Below are 25,991 nucleotides of genomic sequence, written 5' to 3' on the forward strand. Positions count from 1 at the left end.
GGTGATGAAGATCCTCATCCTCGGCGGCACGGCGGAGGCGGCGGAGCTGGCGGAGAGTCTGGTCGCCGCCGGGCACGCGGTGACCACCTCGCTGGCCGGGCGGACCGCCTCGCCCCGGCCGCTGGCCGGGCAGGTGCGGGTGGGCGGCTTCGGCGGCGCGGCGGGGCTCGAAGCCCATCTGCGGGCCGAGGGTTACCAGCGGGTGATCGACGCCACTCATCCCTTCGCCGCCCGCATCGCCGCCCATGCCGAGGCGGCCTGCGGCGCCGCTTCGGTGCCCCGCGTCAAGCTGCTGCGGCCCATGTGGGAGCACCGGCCCGAGGACACCTGGATCGAGGTCCACAGCATGGACATGGCGGCGGCATTGCTGCCGTCCCTCGGCCGGCGCGCCTTCCTGACCATCGGCGTCAACGAGGTGGCGGTCTTCGCCGGCTGCGGCGACGTCTTCTTCCTGGTGCGGCTGCTGGCCCCGGCGCCGCTGCCGCTGCCCGACCACGCCCTGATCATCGGCCGCCCGCCCTTCGAAGCCGCCGACGAGGAGGTGCTGATGCGCGCCCACGGCATCGACGTGGTGGTCACCAAGGCGGCCGGCGGGGCGGCGACGGAGGGCAAGATCGCCGCCGCCCGCGCCCTGCGCCTGCCGGTGCTGATGATCCGCCGCCCCACCCCGCCGCCCGGCCCGCTGGCCGCATCGGTCGAGGCGGTGCTCGCCTGGATCACGTCTTCGGACGCGACGAGCCCGGACGCGACGAGTGGGTATGGTCCGGAGCGTAGAGACGGGATTCGCTGAAATCCGCACCGCCGAGCACGCGCCCGACCAGGATCAGGGCGGTGCGCACCAGTCCGGCCGCCTTCACCTTGTCGCGGATGTCGGCCAGGGTGCCGGAGATGAAGGACTGGTCCGGCCAGCTGACGCGCGAGGCCACCACCACCGGGCAATCGGCACCGTAGAGGGGGGTGAGCTCGGCCACCACATGGGCGAGGTTGGCCACCGACAGGTGGATGGCCAGGGTGGCGCCGCTTCGCCCCAGGGTGGCGAGATCCTCGCCGCCGGGCATCTTCGACGAGCGCACGGCGGTGCGGGTCAGGATCACCGTCTGGCTGATGTCGGGCAACGTCAGCTCGGTGGCCAGGGCGGCGGCGGCGGCGGCGAAGGCCGGCACGCCGGGGGTGACGTCGTAGGGAATTCCCAGTCCGTCCAGGCGCCGCATCTGCTCGGCGATGGCGCCGTAGAGCGAGGGATCGCCCGAATGCACCCGCGCCACCTCCAGCCCGGCGGCGTGGGCGGCTTCCATCTCGGCGACGATCTGGTCCAGGTGCAGCGGCGCGGTATCGACCACCCGCGCCCCGGGCGGCGCCTCGGCCACCACCTCGGCCGGCACCAGCGAGCCGGCATAAAGGCAGACCGGGCAGCGGCGGATGAGGCCGAGGCCGCGCACGGTGATCAAATCGGGGGCGCCGGGACCGGCGCCGATGAAGTGGACTGTCATGGCGATCTTCGCGAGGGACGGGGGCGGCAAGGATAGCGGCGCCATGGCCTGATGGCTAGGGATGCCTCCCCCTAGCCGTTTGATGCGGGAACACCGGCCCGGCCACCCGCATTAGCCATCAAGACGCATCATCCCGCGAGGCCACCATGATCGCTTCCACCCTGCGGGCCGCCGTGACGGCCACCATGCTGGCCTTCGCCCTGCCCTTCGCCCTGCCAATCCTCGTCCCGCCGGCCGCCGCCGACTCCCCTTCGACGGGCGCCGCCGCCGTCGAGGATTCCGAGCTGTCCGAGTTCGTCGCCGCCTTCATCCGTCTGATCGGCCTGCAGCACGGCTACATGATGATGATGCAGCAGGAGGAGGATCCGACGCGCCTCGAGCACCTGCAGCAGAGCGCGGTGGCCGACATGACCGCGGCGGTGCAGCAGGACGGCATGTCGGTCGACCGCTACAACGAGATCGCCATCCTGGTGCGCGACGACCCGGCGCTGCAGGGCCGGGTCGAGGCCATCCTGCAGCAGCTGGCCGCCAGCCCCGAGGACGGCGCCAACCCCGAGGACGGCGCCAACCCCGAGGACGGCGAATGAATACCGTCACCGAGGCCGATCTGCTCGCCCTGGTCGATGGACGGCTGGACGCGCCACGACGCCGGGAAGTGGAGCTGCATCTGACCCGCTGCCCGCGCGACGCCGCCCGGGTGGCGGCGGACGTGGCGCTGCTGGCCGGATTGCGGCTTCTGTTCGGCCGCCCGGCGGTGACGCCGCGGCGACCGAAGAAGGCGTCGGCGCCGCCGCCCCGCCGCTACACCAGCTTCCTGGCGTAGCCGCGCGGCGTGTAGACCCACTCGCGTCCGCCCACCGCCAGGCGCCGGGTCTCGCTGGAGCCGACCACCACCATGGTCAGCATGTCGGCATGGTCGGGGGTGAGTTCGCCCAGGGACACCACCCGCACCTCTTCCTCGGGGCGACCGAGCTGGCGGGCCAGGATCACCGGGGTCTGCGGCGGCCGGCCCGACAGCAGGATGTCGCGGGCCCGGGCCAATTGATCCCGCCGCCGCTTCGACACCGGGTTGTAGAAACAGACCACGAAATCGGCCTCGGCGGCGGCCTTCAGGCGCTTCTCGATGGTCTCCCACGGGGTCAGCAGGTCGGACAGCGAGATGGTGCAGAAATCATGGTTGACCGGCGCCCCGGCGCGGGCCGCCGCCACCTGCAGCGCCGAGACGCCGGGCAGGACGGCGATCTCGGCGCGCCGCCATTCCGGCTTGCCCTCGCGGTCAAGCAGCTCGAACACCAGGGTGGCCAGGGCGTAGATGCCGGCATCGCCGGAGCAGACCAGGCAGACGCTGCCGCCGGCGCCGGCCAGGTCGAGGGCCTTGCGGGCGCGTTCGGCCTCGGATCCCAGATCGCTTTCATGCCGCGCCTTGCCGGCGGCGGCCTCGCCCAGCAGGTCGAGATACAGGCCGTAGCCGACCAGATCGGTGGCGGCGGCGATGGCGGCCGACACCTCGGGCGTGCGGACCGCGGCGGCGCCGGGGCCGATGCCCACCACCCACAGCCTGCCGCGCGGCCGGCCCACCGCCTCCGGCGCGATGGCGGGGCCGCGGGCGATGGCCACGGTGGCGCGGGCCGATTTGCGCTTGGGCACCACCAATGCGCCCCGGGGTCCGGCGGCGGCCAGGGCGGCACCCTCGGCGACGCCGGGGCAGCCGGTCTCGCGCAGGACCACCTCGGACGGATTGAGCAGGCGCGGCGCCTCGGCGTTCAGGTCCTCGGCGGTGAGGAAGCGGGCCGGAACCCCCAGCCGGGCGGCCAGGGCATGCACCGCCGCCTCGTCGGCCTTGAGGTCGATGGAGGCGACGCAGGCCACCGAGGCGGCGGCCAGGCCTTCCTCGTCCAGCGCCGCCAGGGCCAGCTCGGCCAGTTGGTCGGGCGGGCAGCCGCGATCGCAGCCCACCCCGAGGGCGAGGGTGGGCGGATGCAGCACCAGTTCGCCGTCCTCGGGGGCGACGGCGTGGTCGGTGATCCGCACCGCCAGATCGGCCTCGGCGGCGAAGGACACGCCGTCCAGCCAACCGGCCTCGCCGGCCTCGACCTCCAGCCGCACCGGCTCTCCCGCCAGCAGGGCGGCGGCCACCGGCTTGGCGCCATCTGGATTGGCGACCCGCCAGCCCACGGGCGGCTCGTCCAGCGCCACCCCGAGGGCGAGGTCGCCGGCGGTGGTGACGGCGGCGGCGGCGCCCAGCCCGGCGGCCATGGTGCGGGCCAGGGCATTGGCGCCGTGATGGCCGCCCAGCAGCGGCACCACCGCCGAGGCGTCGGGGGCCACCGCCAGCAGCGGCGGCTCGGCCCGCTTGTCGGCCAGCAGCGGCGCCACCGCGCGGATCAGGATGCCGGCGGCGCACAGGCCGATCACGGTGTGCCCGGCCGCGAACAGCCCGCGGATATGCGCCGTGGCGTCGGCGAAGACCAGCTCGGCGCCGTCGATCCGTCCGGCCAGGCCGTGCAGCTCGGCCCCCGGCAGCAGCGCCTTGAGGCGACGGGCGGTTTCCAGGGCGGCGGGGGTGAGGCAGACCAGGACAATCATCGGCGCACCAGGATCAGCGAGAAATAGGAGGCCTCGGACAGGCCGGAGAGCGGCGAGATCCGCTGGTCGGGGAAGGTGGCGCGCTCGACAACCACCGCCGCCTCGGCCAGACCCAGCCCGGCCAGCAGGGCTTTCAGGCGCGGCAGGTGGCGGCCCACCTTCATGATGACGGCGGTGTCCGAGGCCAGCAGCGCCGCCTCGATCTCGGCATCGGCGCGGGTGGCCGGAACCACCGCCAGCCGCTCGTCGAGAATCGCCAGGGGCCGCGCCAGGGCGGCCGAGGCGGCCATGGGCGAACTGATGCCCGGCACCAACGCCACCGGGAAGCGGCCGGCCAGCACGGCGGCGAGGTGGATGAACGAGCCGAAGAACAGGGGATCGCCCTCGCACAGCACGCCGACGTCGCGTCCCGCCGCCAGATGGGCGGCGACCGCCTCGGCAGCGGCGCCGTAGGCGGCCTCGGTGTCGTCACGCTCCGGGCGGAAGGACAGGCGGATGGGGATCTCGGTCCTGGCGGCGGGGATGTAGGGGGCGGCGATGGTGCGCGCCATGCCCTCGCCCTCCAGCGGCGCCGGCCAGGCCAGCACCGGCAGCGCCCCCAGCAGGCGGATGGCCTTGGCGGTCAGCAGCTCGGGGTCGCCCGGCCCGACCCCGATACCCCACAATGTCCCGGTCATGTCTTGCGCCCCCGGTACTGGGTCACCGGCATGGCCGGGTGCCAGGTGTGGAAGCCGCCCACCGGGGCCAGCTGCGAGACCGCCAGCCGCACCAGCTCGCCGCCATGGGCGCTGCGGAAGCCCAGCAGGGCGGCCTCGCCCTCGGCGGTCACCGCATTGGCGACCAGCCGGCCGCCGGGCCTGAGGGCGGCGCGGCAGGCCTCGAGCAGGCCGGGCTCGGAGACGCCGCCGCCGACGAACACCGCGTCGGGGTCGGAATAGGGCAGCGCCCCCGGGGCGGCGCCCTGCACCACCTCCAGCCCAGGCACCCCCAAGGCGAGGGCGTTGCGGCCGATGCGGGCGGCGCGCTCGGGCTTGGGCTCGATGGCGACGGCGCGGCCGCCCGCCCGCATCCACTCGATGCCCACCGAGCCGGACCCGGCGCCGACGTCCCACAGCAACTCGCCGGGCAGCGGCGCCAGCGCCGCCAGGGTGATCGCCCGCACCTCGCGCTTGGTCAGCTGCCCGTCATGCTCGAAGCAATCATCGGGCAGGCCGGGAACCAGCGACGGCGGCACCCGCCCCGGTTCGGCGGCGCACTCCACCGCCAGGGTCGTCAGGTCGGCGGTGTCGCCCTGCCAGGATTCCGCATGGGCGCGGCGGAGGCGTTCATCGGGTCCGCCCAGACTCTCCAGCGCCGCCAGCAGCGACGGGCCGAACCCGGCCTCGACCAGCAGGCGGGCCAGGGCCGGGGCGGTGCGGCCGTCCTCGGCCAGCACCAGCAGGCGGCGGCCGGGGGCGAGGTGCAGGCGCAGGGCCTCCAGCGGGCGGCCGTGGACGGTCAGGCAGAGACACTCCTGCAGCGGCCATTTCAGCCGCGCGGCGGCCAGCGAAAAGGCGCCGGGATGGGGAATGACCGCCAGCTCGGCGGGATCGAACCAGCCGGCCAGGGTGGCGCCGATGCCGAACCACATGGGATCGCCCGAGGCCAGCACCGCCACCCGCCGCCCGCGATGCGAGTCGAGCAAGGCCCGCGCGCCCGAAAACGGGCGCGGCCAGGGATGCTTTTCCGCCGCCGCCACCATGGCCAGGTGGCGTTCGCCGCCCACCACCATTTCGGCGCCGGCCAGCACCGCCCGCGCCGCCGGAGCCAGCCCGTCAAGGCCGTCGGCGCCGATGCCGATGATGGTCAGCCAGGGAGTCATGGGAACCTTCCGTAACCCCCTCCCCCCTCGTGGGGGAGGGTTGGGGTAGGGGGGCGAACCGCGTCGGCGTCGGAGTGTGCGATTTCACCCCACCCCCAACCCCTCCCCTTCAAGGGGAGGGGGGCAGTAAAGGACAGACCCCTCCCCTTCAAGGGGAGGGAGTATCCGCATGTCCGGCTCATTCCAACCCCCCCGCCAGGGCGTTCACCGCCGCCGCCGCCATGGCCGAGCCGCCGCGGCGGCCGCGAATGGCGATGTGGGGCAGGCCGGAGGCGATCAGCGCGTCCTTGGATTCCACCGCGCCGACGAAGCCGACGGCGAAGCCCAGCACCAGGGCCGGGCGCGGCCCGCCTTCCGCCACCATGTCGAGCAGGCGGAACAGCGCCGTCGGCGCGTTGCCCACCGCCACCACCGCGCCCTCCAGCCAGGGGCGCCACAATTCCACCGCCATGGCCGAGCGGGTGGTGCCGATCTCGCGGGCGGCCACCTCCACCGCCGCGTCGTTGAGGGTGCAGATCACCGCGTTGTCGGCGGGCAGGCGGCGGCGGATGATGCCGTGGGCGACCATCTCGGCATCCACCAGGATCGGCGCCCCGGCGGCCAAAGCGGCGCGGCCGGCGGCGGCGGCCCCCGGGCTGGCGGCGAGGTCGCCGACCACATCGGGCATGCCGCAGGCATGGATCACCCGCACCGCCACCTCGCGCAGATTCTCGGGCAGGGTCTCCAGCGGCGCCTCGGCGCGGATGGCGGCGAAGGAGCGGCGGTAGATCTCGGCCGGGTCGCGGATCCAGCTATCGGTGGTCACCTCCGTCTCCGCTCAGTCGTGGTGGTGATGGTGGCCGTGGTGATGGTGATGATGGTGGCCATGATCGTGGTCATGGCCGTGGTCATGATGGTCGCCATCGGTGCCGATGCCGCGCACGTGATGGTGATGTCCGGCCTGGGTGGCGCCGACCTGGCCCTCGTAGCCGACCACCTGCTCACGATACTTGCACAAGGTGCAGTTCATGTGGGTGCGGCCCTCGACGATCTCGGCGATGCGCTCGACGAAGCTGTCGATGACCAGGGGGTGGTCGTTGAGATAGGGCGCCTTCAGGATCTCGATGCCGGGATGGGCCGCCGCCGCCTGGTCGGCCCAGTCGTAGATGCGCTTGACCAGGATGCCGGTGAACAGGAAGTAGGGGAACACGACGATGCGGGAATAGCCCAGGCGGACGGCCCGCTCCAGCGCCTGGTCGACCAGCGGATAGGCGACGCCGGAATAGGCGGTCTCGGCCCAGCCGAAGCCCATGCCCTCCCACAGCATGCGGGCGACCTTGGCGACGTTGGAATTGGCGTCGGGATCGTTGGTGCCGCGCCCGACCACCAGCAGCAGGGTGTCCTTGCGCGCCATTCCGGCCTTGCCCTGGGCCTCGCCCTCCTCGATGCGGGCGGCCGCCGCCTGCAGCAGCTTGGGATCGACCGCCAGCTCGCGGCCGAACTCGATCCTCAGCTCCGGGTTGGCGGCGGCGAAGGAGTTGATCTCCCACGGCAAATCGTTCTTGACGTGGCCGGCGGCGAACAGCATGCCGGGCACCGCCAGGATGCGGGTGACGCCCTTGGCCTTCAGCGCCTCCAGCCCGTCCTTGATGATCGGGCGGGCGAATTCCAGATAGCCGCTCTCCACCGCGTAATCGGGCAGGCGGGCCGAGAGATGGCGGGAGAGGGACTCGAATTCGCGGGTGGCCTCGACGTCGCGGCTGCCGTGGCCGCAGATCATCACCCCGAGCTTTTCCGTCATGTGCGCGTGGTCCTTGCCTTCGTGCGTTGACCGGCTGGTCCATGCCTCCGGCCGGAAAGGCGCCGACTATAGGCGGTGTCGCGGTGATTTGTAAGTCCCCCGAAACGCGGCTAATCTCCCGCCATGCTTCCCTTCGGCACCCAGTTCGGCCACGCCCCCGACGCCCTGTTCATGCTGTTCCTCGCCCTCGGCCTCGATGCCGTGGCCGGCGAGATGGGCTGGCTGTTCCGCCGCCTGCCGCACCCGGTGGTGGTGATCGGCAACGCCATCGCCTGGCTGGAAAAGCGCCTCAACCGCCCGGAACGGAGCGAGGCGGCCCGGCGCCGCCGCGGCCTGCTGACGGTGGCGGTGATGGTGACGGGAGCCGCCGCCATCGGCTTCGGTCTGGCCTTCCTCGCCCGCGCCTTTCCCCATGCCTGGCTGCTCGAGGTGTTCGTCGCCGCCACCCTGGTGGCGCAGAAGGGGCTGTTCGAGCATGTGGACGACGTCGCCCGGGCGCTTCAGGGCAACGGACTGGAGGCCGGCCGCTACGCCGTCTCGCGCATCGTCGGCCGCGACCCGCAAAGCCTGGACGAGCATGGGGTGGCCCGCGCCGCCATCGAAAGCCTGGCCGAGAACTTCGCCGACGCGGTGGTGGCCCCGGTGTTCTGGTACCTGCTGTTCGGGCTGCCCGGCATGCTGGTCTACAAGACGGTCAACACCCTGGACAGCATGATCGGCCACCGCAACGACCGCTACCGCGCCTTCGGCATGGTGGCGGCGCGGCTGGACGACGGGATGAACCTGGTGCCGGCGCGGCTGGCCGGGCTGATCATCGTGCTGGCCTCGCTGTTCGCCGCCAAGGGCAATCCGTGGCGGTCGCTGGTGACCATGATCCGCGATGCCGGCAACCACCGCTCGCCCAATTCAGGCTGGCCCGAAGCGGCCATGGCCGGGGCGCTCGGGCTCGCCCTGGCGGGACCGCGCAAATATCCCGGCCTGACCGTCGACGAGAAATGGATCGGCTCGGGCCGGGCGCGGGCCAATGTGGCCGACATCGACCGCGCGCTCCACCTGTTCGTCGCCGCCTGCCTGCTCGACATCGGCCTGGTGGCGCTGGCGCTGTGGCTGCGGGTGGTGCTGTAAAAGTTAGCTCAACAGCTCCGCAATCACTCGGTTGAGCAGCAGCATGCCGGCCGGGGTGGCGCGAAGGCCGACTTTGGTGCGTTCCACCAGCCCGGCTTCGGCCAGCCGCTCCACCGCTTGCGCATTCACCACCGAAGCCAGCGGCAATTCGGCGGCCGCTTCGAACGTCGCGGCGTCGATGCCGGCGGTCAGGCGCAGGCCCATCATCACCAGTTCCTCGGCCCGCGTCTCCGGGTCCAGCGCCTCGCGCGCCCTGGTGGCGTGGCCGTCGCGCTCGACCCCGTTCAGCCACGCCTCGGGGGCGCGGTGCTGGCGCAAGGCCTGGCGGTTCAGGCGGCCATGGGCGCCGGGGCCGATGCCGACATAGTCGCCGCCGCGCCAATAGGTCAGGTTGTGGCGGCTTTCGCCGCCCGGCCGGGCGTGGTTGGAGACCTCGTAGGCGGGCAGGCCGGCGGCGGCGCACATGCGCTGGGTCAGCTCGAACAGCCCGGCGGCGGTATCCTCGTCGGGCAGCACCAGCGCGCCGCGGGCCTGCAGGGGGAAGAAGGCGGTGCCTTCCTCGATGGTCAGCTGGTACAGCGACAGATGGTCGCCGGCCAGCGCCAGGGCGCGGCCCAGCTCGGCTTCCCACGCCGTCACGGTCTGGCCGGGGCGGGCATAGATGAGGTCGAAGCTGAAGCGGCCGAAGGTGCCGGCGGCCAGGTCAAGGGCGGCCAGCGCCTCGGCCAGGTCGTGGCGGCGACCCAGCGCCCGCAGCGCCGAATCGTCCAGCGCCTGCACCCCCAGCGACAGGCGATTGACGCCCGCCGCCCGGAAATCGCGGAAGCGCCCGGCCTCGGCGGCGCCGGGATTGGCTTCCAGGGTGATTTCGAGGTCGTCGGCCAGCTTCCAATGCCCGGCCACCGCGTCGAGGAGGGCGGCCACCGTGGCCGGCTCCATCAGGCTGGGGGTGCCGCCGCCGAAGAACACCGAGGTGACGGTCGCGCCCGGCTTCAGCGCCGCGAACCACGCCAGTTCCCGCAGCAGCGCGGCGCGCCAGCGGGGATGGTCGACGGACTCGGCGACGTGGCTGTTGAAGTCGCAATAGGGGCACTTGGACAGGCAGAACGGCCAGTGGACGTAGATGCCGAACATCGGATCAATTCACCACAAAGACACAAAGGGCACAAAGCTTAGTGGCTCTTCGTGTCCTTTGTGTCTTTGTGGTGCTCCTATTTGAAGCACCCCGCCACCAGCTTGGCGAAAGCATCGGCCCGGTGGCTGATGGCGTGCTTTTCCGCGGGCTCTTTCTCGGCGAAGGTGATGGACTCGCCCTTGGCCTGGAAGATGGGGTCGTAGCCGAAGCCCTTCGAGCCCCGGGGCGGCCACACGATGTCGCCTTCCACTGTGCCCTCGAATGTTTCGCAATGGCCGTCGGGCCAGGCCAAGGCGAGGGCGCAGACGAAGCGGGCGGTGCGGTCGGGGGCGGCGCCCATCCGCTCGTGCACCAACGCCATGGCGGCGGCGAAATCCTTGGCCGGGCCGGCCCAGCGGGCCGAATAGATGCCGGGATCGCCGCTTAAGGAATCCACCGCCAGCCCGGAATCGTCGGCCAGGGCAGGCAGGTTGGCGGCGGTCGCGGCGGCGCGGGCCTTCAGCTCGGCATTGGCGACGAAGGTGGTGCCGGTCTCCTCCGGCTCGTCCAGACCCAGCGCACCGGCCGAGACCACCTCGACCCCGAACGGGGCCAGCAGCTCGCCGATCTCGCGCACCTTGCCGGCATTGTGGCTGGCGATGACCAGCCTGCCGCCGTCGAACTTCCGGCTCATGCCAGCCCCAGCGCCTTCTTCTGATGGGCCACCAGCTCGGCCACGCCCTTTTCCGCCAGCGCCATCAGGGCGGAGAACTGGTCGCGGCTGAACGGGCGGTCCTCGGCGGTGCCCTGGACCTCGACGATGCCACCCGCGCCGGTCAGCACGAAATTGGCGTCGGCCTGGGCGGTGGAATCCTCGGCATAATCCAGATCGGCCACCGCCACGCCCTCGTACAGGCCGCACGAGATGGCGGCGACCTGATCGACCAGCGGCACCGCGGCGAGCTTGCCCATGCCCACCAGCTTCTGGAAGGCCAGGTGCAGCGCCACATAGGCACCGGTGATGGAGGCGGTGCGGGTGCCGCCATCGGCCTGCAGCACGTCGCAGTCGATCTTGACCTGCATTTCGCCCATGGCCACCAGATCGGTGACGGCGCGCATGGAGCGCCCGATGAGGCGCTGGATCTCGTGGGTGCGGCCCGATTGCTTGCCCTTGGCGGCCTCGCGATCGGTGCGCGAATGGGTCGAGCGCGGCAGCATGCCGTATTCGGCGGTGACCCAGCCCTTGCCGGTATTGCGCAGGAAGGGCGGCACCCGTTCCTCCACCGAGGCGGTGCACAGGACGTGGGTATCGCCGAACCTGGCCAGGCACGATCCCTCGGCGTGCTTGGAAAAGCCCGGTTCGAGGATGATGGTGCGGAGCTGGTCGGGAGCGCGGCCGGAGGGTCTCATGGCGAGGGATGGTCCTTGGGTGGGGTGACTGTGGAGGGAAACTAGCGGCACCATGGGGCCAGGGGAACCCCCCAAGTTGACGGCCCCCCGGTTGCTCACTAGATTCCGGGCGGCATTCAAGGGTTTGAACCATGATCCGCGGCGCAGGCCCCGTCATCACCGAGCTGAACGAACGCTCGCGCGAGATATTCCGCCATATCGTCGAGGCCTATGTGCACACCGGCGAGCCCATCGGCTCGCGCACGCTGTCGCGCCGGCTGCCGGTCGCGCTGTCGCCCGCCACCATCCGCAACGTCATGGCCGATCTCGAGGATCTCGGACTGCTCTACGCCCCCCACACCTCGGCCGGGCGGCTGCCGACCCAGGCCGGCATGCGGATGTTCGTCAACGGCCTGCTGGAAATCGGCGGCCTGCCCGAGGACGAGCGTTCGGCCATCGACGCCCAGTGCCGGGCGGCCGGCAAGAGCATCGAGCAGGTGCTGGGCGAGGCCATCGGCACCCTGTCGGGCCTGTCGCGTTGCGCCGGCGTGGTGGCGGCGCCGAAGACCCAACGCTCGCTGAAGCACATCGAATTCGTCTGGCTGGGCCATGGCCGCTGCCTGGTGGTGCTGGTCACCGAGGGCGGGCTGGTGGAGAACCGCATCCTCGACCTGCCCGACGGGGTCGAGCCCTCGGCCCTGGTCGAGGCCACCAACTACCTCAACCACCGCCTGGCCGGGCGCTCCCTGGACGAGGTCCGCGAGGAGGTCCTGGGCGAGCTGGAGCTGCAGCGCCACCAGCTCGACGAGCTGACCCAGCGGGTGATCGAGGCCGGGCTGGCGACCTGGAGCGGCGACGGCGCCCGCTCGGCGCTGATCGTGCGCGGCCAGTCCCACCTGCTCGACGACATCACCGCGGTCGAGGACCTGGAACGCATCCGCGGCCTGTTCGAGGCGCTGGAAACCTCGGAGCGGTTCCTGCGCCTGCTCGACCTCACCGGCACCGCCGAGGGCGTGCAGATCTTCATCGGCTCGGAGAACGAGCTGTTCGGCGTCACCGGCTGTTCCATGATCGTCGCCCCCTATCACGACGCCCGCGAACGCATCATCGGCGCCATCGGCGTCATCGGCCCGCAGCGCCTCAACTTCGCCCGCATCATCCCGATGGTGGACTACACCGCCAAGGTGGTCGGGCGCCTGATCGGCTAACCAGAGAAGAGAGACCATGACCCAGGAGCATCCCGTCACCCCCGAGGCGCAGCCCGAGACCCAGCCCGAACCGGCAGCCCAGCCCGAGGCCGCGCCCGAGGCGCCGCCGGCTGCGGCCGCCGCGCCGGGCATCGCCGAGCTGGAGGCCGAGATCGCCCGCCTGAAGAACGAGGTGCTGTACGCCCGCGCCGAGACCGAGAACGTGCGCCGCCGCCTGGAGACCCAGGCCGAGGATCGCGGCCGGTTCGCCGTCGCCCAGTTCGCCAAGGACGTGCTGACGGTGGCCGACAATCTGCGCCGCGCCCTGGACGCGGTGCCGCCGGCGGCGCGCGAGGGCAACGACATCGCCAACACCCTGACCGTCGGCATCGAGATGACCGAGCGCGAGACCCTGGCCACCCTGGAGCGCTACGGCATCAAGCCGGTGCCGGCCATGGGCGCCCGCTTCGACCCCAACGTCCACCAGGCCATGATGGAGGTCGAGGATGCCAGCCAGCCGGAAGGCACGGTGGTGATGGTGATGCAGGCCGGCTACCTGATCCACGAACGCCTGCTGCGCCCGGCCCTGGTCGGCGTCTCGCGAGGTGGCCCGAAGTCGCCCCCGGGCGAGCAGGTGGATACCAGCGTGTAGAAAAGTAATTTCACCACGAAGGCACAAAGGGCACGAAGGAAGGGGAAGGAAATTTCTTCGTGGTCCTTCGTGTCCTTTGTGCCTTTGTGGTTCACTGAATGGACGTTCGGTCGCGAGGTGCCCCATGCGTCGGCTGCTGGCTGTTGTGCTGCTGATGTCCGTTCCGGCGCTGGCCGCCGATCCTGCGCCGGGGACCCGCTTCCGCGTCGATCCGGCGGCACTGCCGGCACCCCATGCCACCCCATCGGCGGCCAATCCCGCCGATATCGTGCCGCGCCCGCCCGGGGCCGCGCTGAGGGTCCCGGCCGGCTGGCGCGCCAGCCTGTTCGCCGAGGGCCTCGATCATCCGCGCAACCTGATGGTCCTGCCCGATGGCGCCGTCCTGGTCGCCGAGCAGCATGCCGACAAGCTGACCCGGCTGGAGGATGCGGACGGCGACGGCCGGGCCGAGCGGCGCGACACCTTCGCCACCGGACTGGCCGGGCCGTTCGGGCTGGCCTTGCACGACGGCGCGGTGTGGGTCGCCGACACCAAGGCGGTGTGGCGCATGGCCTGGCGGCCGGGCCTGACCCGGGCCGAGGGGCGCACGCGGGTCACCCCGGAGGGCGCGCTGGGCGACGATCGCGGCCATTCCACCCGGTCGCTGGCCATCGCCCCCGACGGGCGGCGCCTGTATGTGGGCATCGGCTCGCGCGGCAATGTGGGCGTCGAGGCCGAACCGCGCGCCACGGTCCGGGAATTCGCCCCGGACGGGTCGGGCGGGCGCACCTTCGCCGCCGGCCTGCGCAATCCCGTCGGCATCGCCTTTCGCCCCGGCTCGGCCGAGCTGTGGACGGTGGTCAACGAGCGCGACGGGCTGGGCGACGAGCTGGTGCCCGACTACCTGACCCGGGTGGTCGAGGGCGGCTTCTACGGCTGGCCTTATTCCTATATCGGCAGCCATCCCCAGCCGGACCTGGCCGCCAAGGCGCCGGACAAGGTGGCGGCGGCGCGGGTGCCCGATTTGCTGTTCCGCTCCCATTCGGCGCCGCTGGGGCTGGCCTTCCTGGGCGGCGACGCCTATGTCGGGTTGCACGGCTCGTGGAATCGCTCGGAACCCATCGGCTATTTCGTCGCCCGGGTGCCGTTCTCGGGCAACCGCCCGGTGGGCCATTACGAGGTGTTCGCCTCGGGCTTCATGGTCTCGGATCATGCGGTGTGGGGCCGCCCGGTGGGCATCGCCGCCGCTTCCGGTCGGGTTCTTTACATCGCCGACGATGCCGGCCGCACGGTGTGGCGGATCGAACGGGAGTGAGCAGGGGTCACAGGTCGATGTCGACCAGCACCGGCACGTGGTCCGAGGGCTGCGGCCACGACCGGCATTCCCGCGCCACCAGGGCCGAGCGCAGGCCGCCCGCCAAAGCCGGGGTGACCCAGACGTGGTCGAGGCGCCGGCCGCGGTCGTTGACGCTCCAGTCGGGCGAGCGGTAGCTCCACCAGGTGTAGAGCCGCTCGCCGGGCGGCACGAAGTGACGCACCGCATCGACCCAGCCCAGCGAGTCCCGCAGCCCGGCCAGCGCCTCCACTTCGACCGGGGTGTGGCTGACCACGCCCAGCAGCTGCTTGTGCGACCAGACATCGGTTTCCAGCGGCGCGATGTTGAGGTCGCCGGCCAGGATGACCCGGTCGCCGGGCTTGTAGGTGCCGGCGTACCAGGCGGTGACCTGCTTCAGGAAATCGAGCTTGTGGGCGAATTTCGGGTTGGCATCCACGTTGGGGACGTCGCCGCCGGCGGGGACATAAAGGCAATGCACTTCGGCGCCCGCGATGCGCGCCACCAGGTGGCGGCAATCGGTGCGGTCGCACCAGCCCGGTGTGGCGGTGTCCTCGATGGGCAGCTTGGACAGGATGGCGACGCCGTTGTAGCCCTTCATGCCGTGGAAGGCGAGGTGGGGGAAACCCAGGTCGCGGCAGGCTTCGGCGGGGAACAGCGCGTCGACGACCTTGGTCTCCTGCAGGCACAGCACGTCGGGCCGCAGGGTCTCGGCGACGTCGCGCAGCAGCTCGAAGCGAAGGCGGATGGAATTGATGTTCCAGGTGACCAGGCGCATGGCCGGGATGTAGCACGGGCGGAGGCACCTTCCAAGCGGCGCCGCCCTACCCCCCACCCCATCCCTCCCCCGCAAGGGGGGAGGGAGTTTCTCGGGCACCCGGAGCGACGACGGAGCGGGAGCGGAGGAGGGAAGCGGAGGAAAGCCAAGGGATGCGGAGCATCCCGCCCGGCGCCTGAGGGCAGACTAAACGCCTGAGGGCAAAATAAGTGGGCGTCCGGCCAGGGGGGTAGCCGGACGCCCGGGGTGCTCCGTGCGGAGCGTGGGGTCGGCAGGGGAGACCTACCCCACGGGTCACGGCCGTTGCGACCGTGACCGTCTACAGAGGAAGTGGGGGCGACGGGGCGACTTCAGTATTGCACGAAAAGCATACCACATATGCGTCATACGCATATCAGGCTCAGCCGTCGCGCAGCTTCAGCTTGGTGAAGTTGGGATCCTTGAACTCGAACAGGGTCTTGTCCAGGGCGATGCCGGCCTGGGCGTCGAACAGCGACACCACGGTGGTCTGGCCCTGGGCGTCCACCACCCGCCACTGGCGCAGCGCGAACGGACGGTCCGAGAACACCAGGGTGATCTCGCCCTGGCCGGGATCGTCGGATTCCACCATGGACACCTCGAGCACGCCGGGGCGCCGCCCGATGCGGGTGACGGTGACGTCCTTGCCGTCCAGCTGCACGTTCTCGCGCACCAGGATGCCGGCCGGGGTCGAGTTCAGCGGGATGTAGCTGGGTTCGCCCAGTTCGCTGTCGTGGACGATGAGGAAGGTGCCGTCGGCCACCACCAGCACCGGCGAGGGCGGGTCGTATTGCAGCCGCATCTTGCCCGGCCGCGAGAAATAGGCGGTGCCCTCGACCTGCGCGCCGTTGGGCGAGAACTGGACGAAGCGCGCCTTCAGGGTGGTGATGGCGTTGAGATAGGCCTCGGCGCGGGCGATGTCGGCGCGATCCTGGGCCGACAACGGCGCCTTGCGCGGGGAAGCGGCCCAGGCGGGGGCCGCCAGCAGCGCGGCCAGGCCGGCCGTCAGCATCAGGCGCCGGGAAAGGGAAACGCTCATTCATCACCTCCAGGCCACACCCGGGTCAGTCCAACCGGAAAATGTGGCGGCATTCAGTATTCGTCCCGGGTGCTGCGCGCCAGCACCTCGCGCTTGCCCACATGGTTGGGCTTGCCCACCACCCCTTCCGCTTCCATGCGCTCGATCAGCCGGGCGGCGCGGTTGTAGCCGATCTGCAGGTGGCGCTGGATGAAACTGGTCGAGGCCTTGCCCTCGCGGGCCACCACCGCCACCGCCTGGTCGTAGAGGTCGTCGCCCGAGCCGCCGCCCGAACCGGAGCCGCCGCCGAAATCGCCGTCCTCCTCCTCGGTCACCGATTCGACGTAATCGGGCTCGCCCTGAGCCCGCAGGTGATCGACCACCTTCTCCACCTCCTGGTCCGAGACGAAGGGGCCGTGGACGCGGGTGATGCGACCGCCGGCCGCCATGTACAGCATGTCGCCCTGGCCCAGCAACTGTTCCGCCCCCTGCTCCCCCAGAATGGTGCGGGAATCGATCTTGCTCGTGACCTGGAACGAGATGCGGGTGGGGAAATTGGCCTTGATGGTGCCGGTGATGACATCGACGCTGGGGCGCTGGGTGGCCATGATGAGGTGGATGCCGGCGGCGCGCGCCATCTGGGCCAGGCGCTGCACCGCCGCCTCGATGTCCTTGCCGGCCACCAGCATCAGATCGGCCATCTCGTCGACGATGACCACGATGAAGGGCAGCGGCTTCAGGTCGAGCAGCTGGTCCTCGTAGAGCGGCTTGCCGGTATCGGGATCGAAGCCGGTCTGCACCGTGCGGGTCAGCTGCTCGCCCCGCGCCCGGGCCTCGTCCAGGCGCTGGTTGTAGCCGGCGATGTTGCGCACCCCCAGCTGGCTCATGGCGCGGTAGCGGTCCTCCATCTCGCGGACCGCCCATTTCAGCGCCACCACCGCCTTGCCCGGTTCGGTCACCACCGGCGCCAGCAGGTGCGGAATGCCGTCATAGACCGACAGCTCCAGCATCTTGGGGTCGATCATGATCAGCCGGCATTCGGCCGGGGTCAGGCGGTAGAGCAGGGACAGGATCATGGTGTTGACCGCCACCGACTTGCCCGAGCCGGTGGTGCCGGCGATGAGCAGGTGCGGCATGCGGGCGAGATCGACCATCACCGGGGCGCCGCCGATGTCCTTGCCCAGCACCAGGGTCAGCTTGGCCGCCGCCTTCTCGTAGGCCTCGGCGGCCAGCAGCTCGCGCAGGTAGACCGTCTCGCGCCGGGAATTGGGCAGCTCGATGCCGATCACCGAGCGGCCGGGGATGGTGGCGATGCGCACCGACAGCGCGCTCATGGACCGCGCGATGTCGTCGGCCAGGCCGATCACCCGGCTGGTCTTGGTGCCGGGGGCCGGCTCCAGCTCGTACAGGGTCACCACCGGGCCGGGGCGGACCTTCACCACCTTGCCGTTGACGCCGAAATCCTCGAGCACGTTCTCCAGCATCCTGGCGTTGCCGGCCAGGCCGTCGGGGTTGACGTGGGTGGCGGCCTGCGGCGGGGCCGGCGCCAGCAGGTCCAGCGGCGGCATCTCGTAGCCGGGCGCCAGCTTGCCCCCCAGGTCGAGCTTGCCCTGGCGCGATTCGCGCTCGCGCTTGCCGGCGGCCGGCGGCGGCCGCTTGGGCTCGACCAGGGCGCCGGGCTGGGGAAAGCGTTCGAACTCGTCGTCGTCCGCCTCGGCCGCCGGGGCGGGGACGAAGGGGTCGTCGTCGTCGTCGGCCATGGGCGCCGGCGGCACCTCCAGACGCGGCTCCATGGCACGGCGGCGCTCGGCGGCGATGCCCTCGGCGTGGCGGGCCAGGGCGGCGGCGGCATGGCCGGTGGCCACCGCCACCCGCACCGACCGCTTGCCGGCCCGGTTCAGCCCGGCCAGATCCGAGGGCGACAGACCGACGCAGAACACCAGTGCCGCCAGGCCCAATGCGGCGGCCGCCGCCGACAGGGTCCAGGCCAGGTCGGGCGGCACCAGCCGGGCGGCGCCGGCCAGCGCCACCTGGCCGAGGGCGCCGCCGGAAATCCCCGGCAGCAGCGCCAGCGGCGGCGCGCCGGCGAAGGCCACCGCCCACAGCAGCACCGCCAGGGGCAGCGCCGCCACCCGCCACGCCCAGGCCGGGGGCGGCTCGGCCCGGATGGCGACCTTGAGGCCCCACACCGCCAGCACCGCCACCGCCAGCCCGCCGGACAGCCCGAACAACTGGGTCAGCAGGTCGGCCAGGGTGGCGCCGGGGCGGCCGAGGACGTTGACGACGGGGGCATCGACGGCGGTGTTGAACGAAGGATCGGCGGGATTGGCGGTGATCAGGGCGGCGGCGGCGAGGCCGGCCAGCAGCAGCAGGGCGACGCCGCCCATGCGGATCAGCAGGCGGCGCAGCGCCTCCACCGCCCCCTGCGGCAGGAACTTGGCCCGATCCACCCGCTTCGCAACCGCCATGTCGTCCCCTACAGCACCTCGGCGAGGCGGGCCAGGGCCCGGTCGGTGGTCTCCAGATCGTGCACCAGCGCCACCCGGATGAAGCGGTCGCCGATTCCGTCCCGCGACAGGTAGCGCCCCGGCAGCACCCGGATGCCGGCCTGCCGCCACAGCTTCAGCGCCGCCGCCTCGCCGTCGCCGACGTCCAGCCACAGGAAGAAGCCGCCGGGCGGGCGGACGAAGCCGAAGCGGCCGCTCAGGTGCCGCTCGGCCAGATCCAGCTTGGCGCGGTAGAGGGCGCGGTTCTCGTCCACATGGGCCTCGTCCCGCCACAGCCGGGCGGCGGCGGCCAGGATGGGCAGCGGCGTCGCCGGCCCGCCATAGGCGCGCAGGCGCTGGAAGGCGGCGATCAGGCGCGGGTCGCCGGCGACGAAGCCGGAGCGCAGGCCGGGCACGCTGGAACGCTTGGACAGGGAATGGAACACCAGCACGTTGTCCAGGCCGCCGCCGAGGGCGGCGCAGGCGGCCAGCGCCCCGGCCGGCTCGGCGCCGTCCCAGATCTCGGAATAGCATTCGTCCACCGCCAGCACGAAGCCGTGCTCGCGCGCCAGCCCGATGGCGCGCTTCAGGTGGTCGAGGTCGGCCACCGCCCCTTGCGGATTGGCCGGGTTGCACAGATAGGCCAGCTCGACCCGGTCCAGCAGCGCCCCGGGCAAGGCGGCATAATCGGGCTGCGAATGGGGGCCGGCGGCGCCCGGCACGAAGACCGGCTCGGCCCCGGCCATCACCGCGGCGCCGACATAGACCTGATAGAACGGATTGGGCAGCAGCACCGCGGCGCGCCTGTGCCCCGGCGTGCAGACGGTCTGGGCGATCAGGTAGAGCGCCTCGCGGGTGCCGGCCACCGGCAGCACGGCGCGCTCGGCATCGACCAGGCCGGCGGGCAGGCGGAAGCGGCGGTTCAGCCACTCCACCACGGCGGCGCGGAAATCGGCCGAGCCGTTGGCCGGCGGATACTTGCCCCACAGCCCGGCCTGGGCCGCCAGGGTCTCGGCCACCAGGGCCGGCGGCGGATGCTGCGGCTCGCCGATGGACATGACGACGGAATCGGCGCGCGCCGGGCCGCCCAGCAGGTCGGCCAGGCGCTGGAACGGATAATCGGTGAGCTGTTCGAGCCGCGCGTTCAGCATGGCCTTGGTTCTAACCCATTCCGGCCCAGGCGCCCATGGGAAACAGAAGCCGCACAAAGAGAAGGGGCGCGGCCGAAGCCGCGCCCCCGTCCCACCTCGTCCCGGTGACGGGATCAGTGGATGCTTTCACCGTGCTGGGCAAGGTCGAGGCCTTCGCGCTCTTCCTCGGCGGAGACCCGCAGGCCCATCACCATGTCGATCAGCTTCAGCAGCACGAAGCTGGCCACCGCGCACCACACGATGGTGGCGACGATGCCGTAGGCCTGGGTCACCACCTGGCCGGCATTGCCTTCCAGCAGGCCCGGGGTGCCGCCGATCGCCTCGACCGCGAAGACACCGGTCAGGATGGCGCCGACGATGCCGCCGATGCCGTGCACGCCGAAGGCGTCGAGGCTGTCATCGTACTTGAAGGTGTGCTTCAGCCAGGTGGCGCCCCAGTAGCAGGCGATACCGGCAACCGCACCGATGATCAGCGCGCCGCCCGCACCCACGAAACCCGAGGCCGGGGTGATGGCGACCAGACCGCCGACGGCGCCCGAGATGGCACCCAGCGCGCTGGGCTTCTTGCGCAGCAGCCACTCGGTGAACATCCACGACAGCGCGGCGGCGGCGGCGGCGACCTGGGTCACCAGCATGGCCATGCCGGCGCGGCCATCGGCCGCGGCGGCCGAACCGGCGTTGAAGCCGAACCAGCCGACCCACAGCAGCGAGGCGCCGATCAGCGACAGCGACAGGTTGTGCGGCGCCATGTTGTCGGTGCCGTAGCCCTTGCGCGGGCCGAGCACGATGGCCGCCACCAGGCCGGCGACGCCGGCGTTGATGTGCACCACGGTGCCGCCGGCATAGTCGAGCACGCCGTCGGAGGCGAGGAAGCCGCCGCCCCACACCCAGTGGCAGATGGGGGCGTAGACCACCAGCAGCCACAGGCTGCTGAACACCAGCATGGAGGAGAACTTCATGCGGTCGGCGAAGGCGCCGGTGATCAGCGCCGGGGTGATGATGGCGAAGGTCATCTGGAAGACGATGAACACCGTCTCGGGGATGACGCCGGTCAGGGCGTCGATGCCGATGCCGGCCAGCAGCACCTTCTCGAGACCACCCACATAGGGGTTGCCGGACGCGAAGGCCAGCGAGTAGCCGATGACCACCCACAGCACCGACACCACGGCGGCGATGGCGAAGCTCTGCATCATGGTGCCGAGGATGTTCTTCTTGCGGACCATGCCGCCGTAGAACAGGGCCAGGCCCGGGATGGTCATCAGCAGCACCAGGGCGGTGGAGGTGAGCATCCACGCGGTGGAACCGGAATCAAGCGTCGGCGCGGCGGCGGCGGCCTCGGCGGCGGCCTCGGCGGCCGGTGCGGCTTCCTGGGCCATGCCGGCCGAGGCGACAAGCAGGGCGGCCAGCGCCGGCACGGCCCCTGCAACTACTCTCTTCAAACGATGGTTCATGGGTACCCCCGAAGCGGCTCGTCTTGCATTGGTCCGCCGGCACCGGGGCCCCTGGGAGGAGGAGGGGGGACCCCGGGCCGGCACGATGGCTCATACCTAACAAAAACCGTGCCACCCGGCCGATCGGGCCTTTGTGCGGGGTACTGGCGGTCGCGACCCCAGGGAATTGCCGCAAATTGTGCAGGATTTGGGCAGCGTTCGGGGGTGCTGCACTGGAATTAGGCATAGGCGGGCCGGCTGGAAGCGACCGGACGGCGGTGATAAGCTCCCCCCACGGAGGTTTCCATGAAGCTCAATCTGGGGTGCGGCCGCGACCGGCGACCGGGCTACGTCAACGTCGACAAGTACGCCACCTTCGCCCCCGACAGGGTGGTCGACCTGGAGGCGCCGCCGTGGCCGTTCCCCGATGGCGCCGTCGATGAGATCGTGCTGCACCACGTGCTCGAGCATCTGGGCCAGAGCACCGAGGTGTTCCTGGCCATCATCCGCGAGCTCTACCGCGTGCTCAAGCCCGGCGGAGTGGCCGAGATCACCGTGCCGCACCCGCGCAGCGACCTGTTCCTGGGCGACCCCACCCATGTCCGCGCCATCACCCCGGCCATGTTCCAGTTGATGTCGAGGAAGAACTGCGCCGAGTTCGAGCGCGCCGGCACGCCCCATTCGCAGCTGGCGACGGTGCTGGAGGTGGATTTCGAGGTGACGCAGGTGCGCAACCGGCTGGCGCCGGCCTGGGCGCAGCGGGCGGAGCGGGAACGCTGGACGCAGGCGCAGGTGCGCGAAGCCGCCGACACCTACAACAACGTGATCGAAGAGATCTTCATCACCCTGCGCAAGGTCGCCTGACCCGGCAACCCGCGCCGGTCGCCCGCGTCAGGAAGCCCGCGACGGCCCCCCGGGACGGACCCGGGGGGACGGAGGGAAGGACCGGAACCGTCCTACAGCGCTTCGGCGTTGGCTTCGCCGGTGCGGATGCGGTAGGCCTGGGAGATCTCGGTGACGAAGATCTTGCCGTCGCCGATCTTGCCGGTGCGGGCGGCGGTCTGGATCGCCTCGACCACGCGATCGGCGATGTCGTCGTTGACGGCCACCTCGATCTTCACCTTGGGCAGGAAATTCACCACGTACTCGGCGCCGCGATAGATTTCGGTCTGGCCCTTCTGCCGACCGAAGCCCTTGACCTCGCTGACGGTGAGGCCCTGCACCCCGAGGGGGGTGAGCGCCTCGCGCACCTCGTCGAGCTTGAAGGGCTTGATGATGGCCATGATCAGCTTCATCTGGGATCCCCATTGCTGGCTGGGCGGCACCTGCCCCGCCGTCAGGGGGCGCCACCGGTTGATCGGGCCGCAAGCCGTCTTGCGTCCTTCCGCGTCATCCTCCCTTTCAAGAGCCGTGCCGAACCGCCGAAAGCGCGCCCCGCCAGGGGTCCGGCGCCGCCAGCGGCGGGCAAATGCACAAAACATGGGCTGCCGGCGCCGCCTTTGCCTGTTTCGTGCGCTTGCACGTTTGCCACGGCGTGCGCTTGCACGAATCCGTCTGCGGTGGCACATCTTCGGGCATGAACGACTTCTCCCTTCCCAAGCGTGTCGATGTGGCGGTGATCGGCGGTGGCCCGGTGGGTGGCCTCGCCGCCTGCGCCCTGGCCCAGTCCGGCGTCTCGGTGGCGCTGATCGAGGCCGCCGACCCGGCCGAGCTGGGCCGCCCCGGCACCGACGGCCGCGCCATCGCGGTGGCGCTGTCGGCGCAGCGGGTGTTCGACGGCGCCGGGGTGTGGCCGCTGATGGCACCCGAGGCGCAGCCGATCCTCGAGATCCGGGTCACCGACGGCGCTTCGCCGCTGTTCCTGCATTACGACCACGCCGCCCTGGGCGAGGCGCCGTTCGGCTGGATCGTCGAGAACACCACCATCCGCCGCGCCGTCCACCAGCGCCTGGCCGCCCTGCCCGCCGCCCATGTGGCGGCGCCGGCGCGGGCGGCGGCGGTGGAGCGCGGCCCCGGCGGGGCCACGATCACCCTGGCCGACGGCCGCACCCTGCGGGCGGCGCTGGTGGTCGGCGCCGACGGCCGCGCCTCCTTCGTGCGCAAGTCTGCCGCAATCGGCGTCAACCGCCTCGGCTACGGGCAGTCGGGGATCGTCACCACGGTGGCGCACCAGCAGCCCCATCGCGGCATCGCCCATGAACGCTTCCTGCCCTCGGGGCCCTTCGCCATCCTGCCCATGACCGGCAACCGCTCGTCCATCGTGTGGACCGAGCGGCTGCACCTGGCCGATGCCATCGTCGGCCAGGACGATGCCGGCTTCCTGGCCGAGCTGGAGACCCGCTTCGGCGATTTCCTGGGACCCATCGCCCTGGCCGGGCCGCGCTTCCACTACCCGCTCACCCTGCAGGTGGCGGAGCGGGCGGTCTGCCGCCGCCTGGCGCTGATCGGCGATGCCGCCCACGGCATGCACCCGGTGGCCGGGCAGGGCATGAACATGGGCATCCGCGATGTCGCCGCTTTGGCCGAGGCGGTGGTCGATGCCGCCCGCCTGGGCCTGGATGTGGGCGGCCCCGACGTGCTGGCCGGCTATCAGCGCTGGCGCCGCTTCGACAACCTGCTGATGCTGGGCCTGACCGACGCGCTGGTGCGCCTGTTCTCCAACGATGTCGGCCCGCTCAGGCTGGCCCGCGACCTCGGCCTGGCGGCGGTGGAGCGGATGCCGGGCCTCAAGAAGACATTCATGCGCCACGCCATGGGCGTGGTCGGCGACCTGCCCCGCATGATGCGGGGGGAAGTATTATAAAGATAAGGGTTCACCACGAAGACACAAAGAACACGAAGAATTAATTGTTCTTTCCTTCGTGTCCTTTGTGTCTTCGTGGTGAATATATATTCTTATTTAATTTCACTCCACCCTGCACGCCTCGTCGAACTCCAGCCGCGGACCGCGCGGGAACAGGGCCGAGGCATCGCCGTAGCCGATGTTCATCAGGAAATTGGAGCGCAGCGGCGTGCCGGCGAAAAAGGCCTGGTCCACCGCCGCGTTGTCGAAGCCGCTCATGGGGCCGCAATCGAGTCCGACGGCGCGCAGCGCCAGCAGCAGGTATCCGGCCTGCAGGGTGGCGTTGCGGAAGGCGGTGGCCTGGATCAGCGGCTCGTTGCCGGCGAACCACGACCGGGCATCGGCGTGCGGGAACAGCACCGGCAGCTTGTCGTGGAATTCGAGATCGTGGGCCAGGATGGCGGTCACCGGCGCCGCCATGGTCTTGTCCACGTTGCCCGGCATCAGGGCCGGGCGCAGCCTGGCCTTGGCCTCGGGCGAGCGCACGAAGACCACGCGCAGCGGCTGGCAATTGGCCGAACTCGGCCCCATCCGCGCCAGATCCCAGGCGCGCCGCAGCAGCGCCTCGGGAACCGGTCGGTCCTGCCACTGGATGTGGGTGCGGGCGGCCAGGAACAGGGTATCCAGGGCCGCGCCCTCAACCGGACCCGTAACCGGGGTAGTCATCGCCGTTCTCCTGTCGTACAACGTCACGCGTCGCCGCCGGGTTGCGGAAACGCCCCTGAAATGTAGGCGAGACGGCGGCGGGGGATAAGGGGTAATGCGACGGTCCTTGTTCGCGGGGATGGTTCTGGCGCTGGCGGCGGTCCTTGGTGCGGGCGCCGCGCGAGCGGCGGATTCGGCGGTGGTGCTGGCCTATTTCCGCTTCGCCGACGAGCGCTTCCCCACCGCCAACATACGCCTCGACCAGCTCGACGCCCACATCGCCGAGCTGAAGGGCGGCGGCTATGCGGTGCTGCCCTTGCCCGCGGTGGTCGATGCCCTGATCCGCGGCCGCCCGCTGCCCGACAAGGCGGTGGCCATCACCATCGACGACGCCTGGCGGTCGGTGTGGGACCACGCCTGGCCGCGTCTCAAGGCGGCCGGGCTGCCGTTCACCGTGTTCGTGGTGACCGACGAGATCGACCGCGGCGGCGCCGAGTACATGAGCTGGGACCAGCTGCGGGAACTGGCCCGGTCGGGCCTGGTCACCATCGCCAGCCAGGGCGCCGGGCACCCGCACCTGCCGGCGCTGTCCGCCGCCAGCATCGCCGACGACCTGGCCCGCGCCCACGCCCGCTTCATCGCCGAGCTGAATGCCGCCCCCGACCTGTTCGCCTGGCCCTACGGCGAGATGAGCCGCGAAGCCGCCGCGCTGGTCCGCGACGCCGGCTACCGCGCCGCCTTCGGCCAGCATTCGGGGCCGGCCTGGAACCGCTCCGACCGCTGGTTCCTGCCGCGTTTCGCGCTGAACGAGACCTATGGCGAAATCGAACGCTTCCGGCTGGTGGTGCGCACCCTGCCGCTGCCGGCCGTCGACGTCACCCCTGCCGACCCCAAGCTGGGCGCCAACCCGCCCCATTTCGGCTTCACCCTGGCCGAGGAGGTGCCGGGACTCGAGCACCTGGCCTGCTTCGCCTCGCACGAGGGGCGGGCGCTGACCGAACGGCTGGGGCCGCGCGTCGAGGTCCGCGTGCTCACCCCCTTCCCCCAGGGCCGCGGCCGCATCAACTGCACCGCCCCCTCGCTGGACGGCCGCCGGCGCTGGTTCGGCTGGCAGTTCTACGTGCCTT

General features: G+C 71.4%; 26 protein-coding genes. 10 read left to right on the forward strand and 16 right to left on the reverse strand.

Annotation, left to right across the window (positions count from 1 at the left end; translation table 11 throughout):
- Positions 1-4: 4 nt before the first annotated feature.
- On the forward strand, positions 5-790 hold the full coding sequence (locus MTBUT4_RS05130; protein WP_173978589.1) for a cobalt-precorrin-6A reductase: 786 nt from the start codon (positions 5-7) through the stop codon (positions 788-790).
- Here the strand turns inward: MTBUT4_RS05130 and cobM are convergent.
- The gene (gene cobM / locus MTBUT4_RS05135; RefSeq protein WP_173978590.1) at positions 717-1,490 is read right to left on the reverse strand and encodes a precorrin-4 C(11)-methyltransferase; all 774 of its coding nucleotides are present in this window, start codon (positions 1,488-1,490) and stop codon (positions 717-719) included. The two genes, MTBUT4_RS05130 and cobM, sit on opposite strands and share 74 nt — an antisense overlap.
- 146 nt (positions 1,491-1,636) lie before the next feature.
- Between cobM and MTBUT4_RS05140 the strand changes: the two genes are divergently transcribed.
- Together MTBUT4_RS05140 and MTBUT4_RS05145 are read left to right on the forward strand one after the other, a co-directional pair.
- Complete coding sequence (locus MTBUT4_RS05140; RefSeq protein WP_173978591.1) at positions 1,637-2,077, forward strand: DUF4168 domain-containing protein; 441 nt, start codon at positions 1,637-1,639, stop codon at positions 2,075-2,077.
- A complete protein-coding gene (locus MTBUT4_RS05145) occupies positions 2,074-2,313 on the forward strand; it encodes an anti-sigma factor (protein ID WP_173978592.1) in 240 nt (79 codons plus the stop codon). The genes MTBUT4_RS05140 and MTBUT4_RS05145 overlap by 4 nt, the downstream gene beginning before the upstream one ends.
- On the opposite strand, the gene cobJ is transcribed toward MTBUT4_RS05145, so the two are convergent.
- From cobJ to MTBUT4_RS05170, 5 genes are all read right to left on the reverse strand, one after another.
- Positions 2,292-4,076 carry a precorrin-3B C(17)-methyltransferase gene (gene cobJ / locus MTBUT4_RS05150; RefSeq protein WP_173978593.1) on the reverse strand — a complete coding sequence of 595 codons (1,785 nt, stop codon included), beginning with the start codon at positions 4,074-4,076 and terminating at the stop codon, positions 2,292-2,294. The genes MTBUT4_RS05145 and cobJ overlap by 22 nt on opposite strands.
- Entirely contained in the window at positions 4,073-4,753 is a 681-nt protein-coding gene (gene cobI, locus MTBUT4_RS05155) for a precorrin-2 C(20)-methyltransferase (protein ID WP_173978594.1), read from the reverse strand. Before cobI ends, cobJ begins: the two co-directional genes overlap by 4 nt.
- Positions 4,750-5,937, reverse strand: a complete 1,188-nt coding sequence (gene cbiE, locus MTBUT4_RS05160; RefSeq protein WP_173978595.1) for a precorrin-6y C5,15-methyltransferase (decarboxylating) subunit CbiE — start codon at positions 5,935-5,937, stop codon at positions 4,750-4,752. The genes cobI and cbiE overlap by 4 nt, the downstream gene beginning before the upstream one ends.
- A 178-nt stretch (positions 5,938-6,115) precedes the next feature.
- Positions 6,116-6,742, reverse strand: coding sequence for a precorrin-8X methylmutase (locus MTBUT4_RS05165; RefSeq protein ID WP_173978596.1), 627 nt, complete (start codon positions 6,740-6,742; stop codon positions 6,116-6,118).
- 12 nt (positions 6,743-6,754) lie between these two features.
- A complete protein-coding gene (locus MTBUT4_RS05170; protein ID WP_173978597.1) occupies positions 6,755-7,717 on the reverse strand; it encodes a sirohydrochlorin chelatase in 963 nt (320 codons plus the stop codon).
- Positions 7,718-7,840: 123 nt separating this feature from the next.
- Here MTBUT4_RS05170 and cbiB point away from each other — a divergent pair, with 123 nt between their 5' ends.
- Positions 7,841-8,842 carry an adenosylcobinamide-phosphate synthase CbiB gene (cbiB, locus tag MTBUT4_RS05175; RefSeq protein ID WP_173978598.1) on the forward strand — a complete coding sequence of 334 codons (1,002 nt, stop codon included), beginning with the start codon at positions 7,841-7,843 and terminating at the stop codon, positions 8,840-8,842.
- 3 nt (positions 8,843-8,845) lie between these two features.
- On the opposite strand, the gene hemW is transcribed toward cbiB, so the two are convergent.
- The 3 genes from hemW to rph all read right to left on the reverse strand — a co-directional run bounded on the left by hemW (position 8,846) and on the right by rph (position 11,366).
- Complete coding sequence (gene hemW, locus MTBUT4_RS05180; protein WP_173978599.1) at positions 8,846-9,976, reverse strand: radical SAM family heme chaperone HemW; 1,131 nt, start codon at positions 9,974-9,976, stop codon at positions 8,846-8,848.
- Between the two features lie 77 nt (positions 9,977-10,053).
- Positions 10,054-10,650 carry an RdgB/HAM1 family non-canonical purine NTP pyrophosphatase gene (gene rdgB, locus MTBUT4_RS05185; protein ID WP_173978600.1) on the reverse strand — a complete coding sequence of 199 codons (597 nt, stop codon included), beginning with the start codon at positions 10,648-10,650 and terminating at the stop codon, positions 10,054-10,056.
- The gene (gene rph / locus MTBUT4_RS05190; RefSeq protein WP_173978601.1) at positions 10,647-11,366 is read right to left on the reverse strand and encodes a ribonuclease PH; all 720 of its coding nucleotides are present in this window, start codon (positions 11,364-11,366) and stop codon (positions 10,647-10,649) included. Before rph ends, rdgB begins: the two co-directional genes overlap by 4 nt.
- A 131-nt stretch (positions 11,367-11,497) precedes the next feature.
- On the opposite strand from rph, the gene hrcA reads away from it, so the two are divergent.
- From hrcA to MTBUT4_RS05205, 3 genes are all read left to right on the forward strand, one after another.
- Entirely contained in the window at positions 11,498-12,553 is a 1,056-nt protein-coding gene (gene hrcA, locus MTBUT4_RS05195; RefSeq protein WP_173978602.1) for a heat-inducible transcriptional repressor HrcA, read from the forward strand.
- A gap of 16 nt (positions 12,554-12,569) precedes the next feature.
- Positions 12,570-13,184, forward strand: coding sequence for a nucleotide exchange factor GrpE (gene grpE, locus MTBUT4_RS05200; protein ID WP_173978603.1), 615 nt, complete (start codon positions 12,570-12,572; stop codon positions 13,182-13,184).
- A 124-nt stretch (positions 13,185-13,308) separates the two neighbouring features.
- Positions 13,309-14,478: a sorbosone dehydrogenase family protein gene (locus tag MTBUT4_RS05205; protein WP_173978604.1), complete on the forward strand. Its 1,170-nt coding sequence runs from the start codon at positions 13,309-13,311 to the stop codon at positions 14,476-14,478.
- A 7-nt stretch (positions 14,479-14,485) separates the two neighbouring features.
- On the opposite strand, the gene MTBUT4_RS05210 is transcribed toward MTBUT4_RS05205, so the two are convergent.
- The 5 genes from MTBUT4_RS05210 to MTBUT4_RS05230 form a co-directional block, all read right to left on the reverse strand.
- On the reverse strand, positions 14,486-15,274 hold the full coding sequence (locus MTBUT4_RS05210) for an exodeoxyribonuclease III (protein ID WP_173978605.1): 789 nt from the start codon (positions 15,272-15,274) through the stop codon (positions 14,486-14,488).
- Between the two features lie 400 nt (positions 15,275-15,674).
- The gene (locus MTBUT4_RS05215; protein ID WP_254434745.1) at positions 15,675-16,331 is read right to left on the reverse strand and encodes an outer membrane lipoprotein carrier protein LolA; all 657 of its coding nucleotides are present in this window, start codon (positions 16,329-16,331) and stop codon (positions 15,675-15,677) included.
- 53 nt (positions 16,332-16,384) lie between these two features.
- Positions 16,385-18,778: a DNA translocase FtsK 4TM domain-containing protein gene (locus MTBUT4_RS05220; protein WP_173978606.1), complete on the reverse strand. Its 2,394-nt coding sequence runs from the start codon at positions 18,776-18,778 to the stop codon at positions 16,385-16,387.
- Between the two features lie 8 nt (positions 18,779-18,786).
- Complete coding sequence (locus MTBUT4_RS05225) at positions 18,787-19,947, reverse strand: aminotransferase class I/II-fold pyridoxal phosphate-dependent enzyme (RefSeq protein WP_173978607.1); 1,161 nt, start codon at positions 19,945-19,947, stop codon at positions 18,787-18,789.
- A 113-nt stretch (positions 19,948-20,060) separates the two neighbouring features.
- The gene (locus MTBUT4_RS05230) at positions 20,061-21,398 is read right to left on the reverse strand and encodes an ammonium transporter (protein ID WP_173978608.1); all 1,338 of its coding nucleotides are present in this window, start codon (positions 21,396-21,398) and stop codon (positions 20,061-20,063) included.
- 285 nt (positions 21,399-21,683) lie between these two features.
- Here MTBUT4_RS05230 and MTBUT4_RS05235 point away from each other — a divergent pair, with 285 nt between their 5' ends.
- Positions 21,684-22,241, forward strand: coding sequence for a class I SAM-dependent methyltransferase (locus tag MTBUT4_RS05235; protein WP_173978609.1), 558 nt, complete (start codon positions 21,684-21,686; stop codon positions 22,239-22,241).
- A 92-nt stretch (positions 22,242-22,333) separates the two neighbouring features.
- Here MTBUT4_RS05235 and MTBUT4_RS05240 read toward each other — a convergent pair whose 3' ends face one another.
- On the reverse strand, positions 22,334-22,672 hold the full coding sequence (locus tag MTBUT4_RS05240; protein ID WP_173978610.1) for a P-II family nitrogen regulator: 339 nt from the start codon (positions 22,670-22,672) through the stop codon (positions 22,334-22,336).
- 281 nt (positions 22,673-22,953) lie between these two features.
- On the opposite strand from MTBUT4_RS05240, the gene MTBUT4_RS05245 reads away from it, so the two are divergent.
- Positions 22,954-24,180, forward strand: a complete 1,227-nt coding sequence (locus tag MTBUT4_RS05245) for a UbiH/UbiF/VisC/COQ6 family ubiquinone biosynthesis hydroxylase (protein ID WP_173978611.1) — start codon at positions 22,954-22,956, stop codon at positions 24,178-24,180.
- Positions 24,181-24,282: 102 nt separating this feature from the next.
- On the opposite strand, the gene MTBUT4_RS05250 is transcribed toward MTBUT4_RS05245, so the two are convergent.
- Positions 24,283-24,885, reverse strand: a complete 603-nt coding sequence (locus MTBUT4_RS05250) for a malonic semialdehyde reductase (RefSeq protein ID WP_173978612.1) — start codon at positions 24,883-24,885, stop codon at positions 24,283-24,285.
- 94 nt (positions 24,886-24,979) lie between these two features.
- Between MTBUT4_RS05250 and MTBUT4_RS05255 the strand changes: the two genes are divergently transcribed.
- The coding region (locus tag MTBUT4_RS05255) for a polysaccharide deacetylase family protein (protein ID WP_173978613.1) at positions 24,980-25,991 on the forward strand (1,012 nt) is incomplete at its 3' end.

The organism is Magnetospirillum sp. UT-4 (genome assembly GCF_902729435.1).
GTDB lineage: Bacteria > Pseudomonadota > Alphaproteobacteria > Rhodospirillales > Magnetospirillaceae > Magnetospirillum.

Excerpts from the sequence above, each read along its gene's own strand:
- MTBUT4_RS05170 (WP_173978597.1), bottom strand. The coding sequence starts at position 7,717 with ATGACGGAAAAGCTCGGGGTGATGATCTGCGGCCACGGCAGCCGCGAC.
- MTBUT4_RS05145 (WP_173978592.1), top strand. The coding sequence starts at position 2,074 with ATGAATACCGTCACCGAGGCCGATCTGCTCGCCCTGGTCGATGGACGG.
- rph (WP_173978601.1), bottom strand. The coding sequence starts at position 11,366 with ATGAGACCCTCCGGCCGCGCTCCCGACCAGCTCCGCACCATCATCCTC.
- hrcA (WP_173978602.1), top strand. The coding sequence starts at position 11,498 with ATGATCCGCGGCGCAGGCCCCGTCATCACCGAGCTGAACGAACGCTCG.
- hemW (WP_173978599.1), bottom strand. The coding sequence starts at position 9,976 with ATGTTCGGCATCTACGTCCACTGGCCGTTCTGCCTGTCCAAGTGCCCC.
- MTBUT4_RS05210 (WP_173978605.1), bottom strand. The coding sequence starts at position 15,274 with ATGCGCCTGGTCACCTGGAACATCAATTCCATCCGCCTTCGCTTCGAG.
- MTBUT4_RS05250 (WP_173978612.1), bottom strand. The coding sequence starts at position 24,885 with ATGACTACCCCGGTTACGGGTCCGGTTGAGGGCGCGGCCCTGGATACC.
- grpE (WP_173978603.1), top strand. The coding sequence starts at position 12,570 with ATGACCCAGGAGCATCCCGTCACCCCCGAGGCGCAGCCCGAGACCCAG.
- MTBUT4_RS05225 (WP_173978607.1), bottom strand. The coding sequence starts at position 19,947 with ATGCTGAACGCGCGGCTCGAACAGCTCACCGATTATCCGTTCCAGCGC.
- cobI (WP_173978594.1), bottom strand. The coding sequence starts at position 4,753 with ATGACCGGGACATTGTGGGGTATCGGGGTCGGGCCGGGCGACCCCGAG.
- MTBUT4_RS05230 (WP_173978608.1), bottom strand. The coding sequence starts at position 21,398 with ATGAACCATCGTTTGAAGAGAGTAGTTGCAGGGGCCGTGCCGGCGCTG.
- MTBUT4_RS05240 (WP_173978610.1), bottom strand. The coding sequence starts at position 22,672 with ATGAAGCTGATCATGGCCATCATCAAGCCCTTCAAGCTCGACGAGGTG.
- rdgB (WP_173978600.1), bottom strand. The coding sequence starts at position 10,650 with ATGAGCCGGAAGTTCGACGGCGGCAGGCTGGTCATCGCCAGCCACAAT.
- MTBUT4_RS05130 (WP_173978589.1), top strand. The coding sequence starts at position 5 with ATGAAGATCCTCATCCTCGGCGGCACGGCGGAGGCGGCGGAGCTGGCG.
- MTBUT4_RS05245 (WP_173978611.1), top strand. The coding sequence starts at position 22,954 with ATGAACGACTTCTCCCTTCCCAAGCGTGTCGATGTGGCGGTGATCGGC.
- MTBUT4_RS05235 (WP_173978609.1), top strand. The coding sequence starts at position 21,684 with ATGAAGCTCAATCTGGGGTGCGGCCGCGACCGGCGACCGGGCTACGTC.
- MTBUT4_RS05205 (WP_173978604.1), top strand. The coding sequence starts at position 13,309 with ATGCGTCGGCTGCTGGCTGTTGTGCTGCTGATGTCCGTTCCGGCGCTG.
- cobM (WP_173978590.1), bottom strand. The coding sequence starts at position 1,490 with ATGACAGTCCACTTCATCGGCGCCGGTCCCGGCGCCCCCGATTTGATC.
- MTBUT4_RS05220 (WP_173978606.1), bottom strand. The coding sequence starts at position 18,778 with ATGGCGGTTGCGAAGCGGGTGGATCGGGCCAAGTTCCTGCCGCAGGGG.
- cbiE (WP_173978595.1), bottom strand. The coding sequence starts at position 5,937 with ATGACTCCCTGGCTGACCATCATCGGCATCGGCGCCGACGGCCTTGAC.
- MTBUT4_RS05215 (WP_254434745.1), bottom strand. The coding sequence starts at position 16,331 with ATGAGCGTTTCCCTTTCCCGGCGCCTGATGCTGACGGCCGGCCTGGCC.
- MTBUT4_RS05140 (WP_173978591.1), top strand. The coding sequence starts at position 1,637 with ATGATCGCTTCCACCCTGCGGGCCGCCGTGACGGCCACCATGCTGGCC.
- cobJ (WP_173978593.1), bottom strand. The coding sequence starts at position 4,076 with ATGATTGTCCTGGTCTGCCTCACCCCCGCCGCCCTGGAAACCGCCCGT.
- cbiB (WP_173978598.1), top strand. The coding sequence starts at position 7,841 with ATGCTTCCCTTCGGCACCCAGTTCGGCCACGCCCCCGACGCCCTGTTC.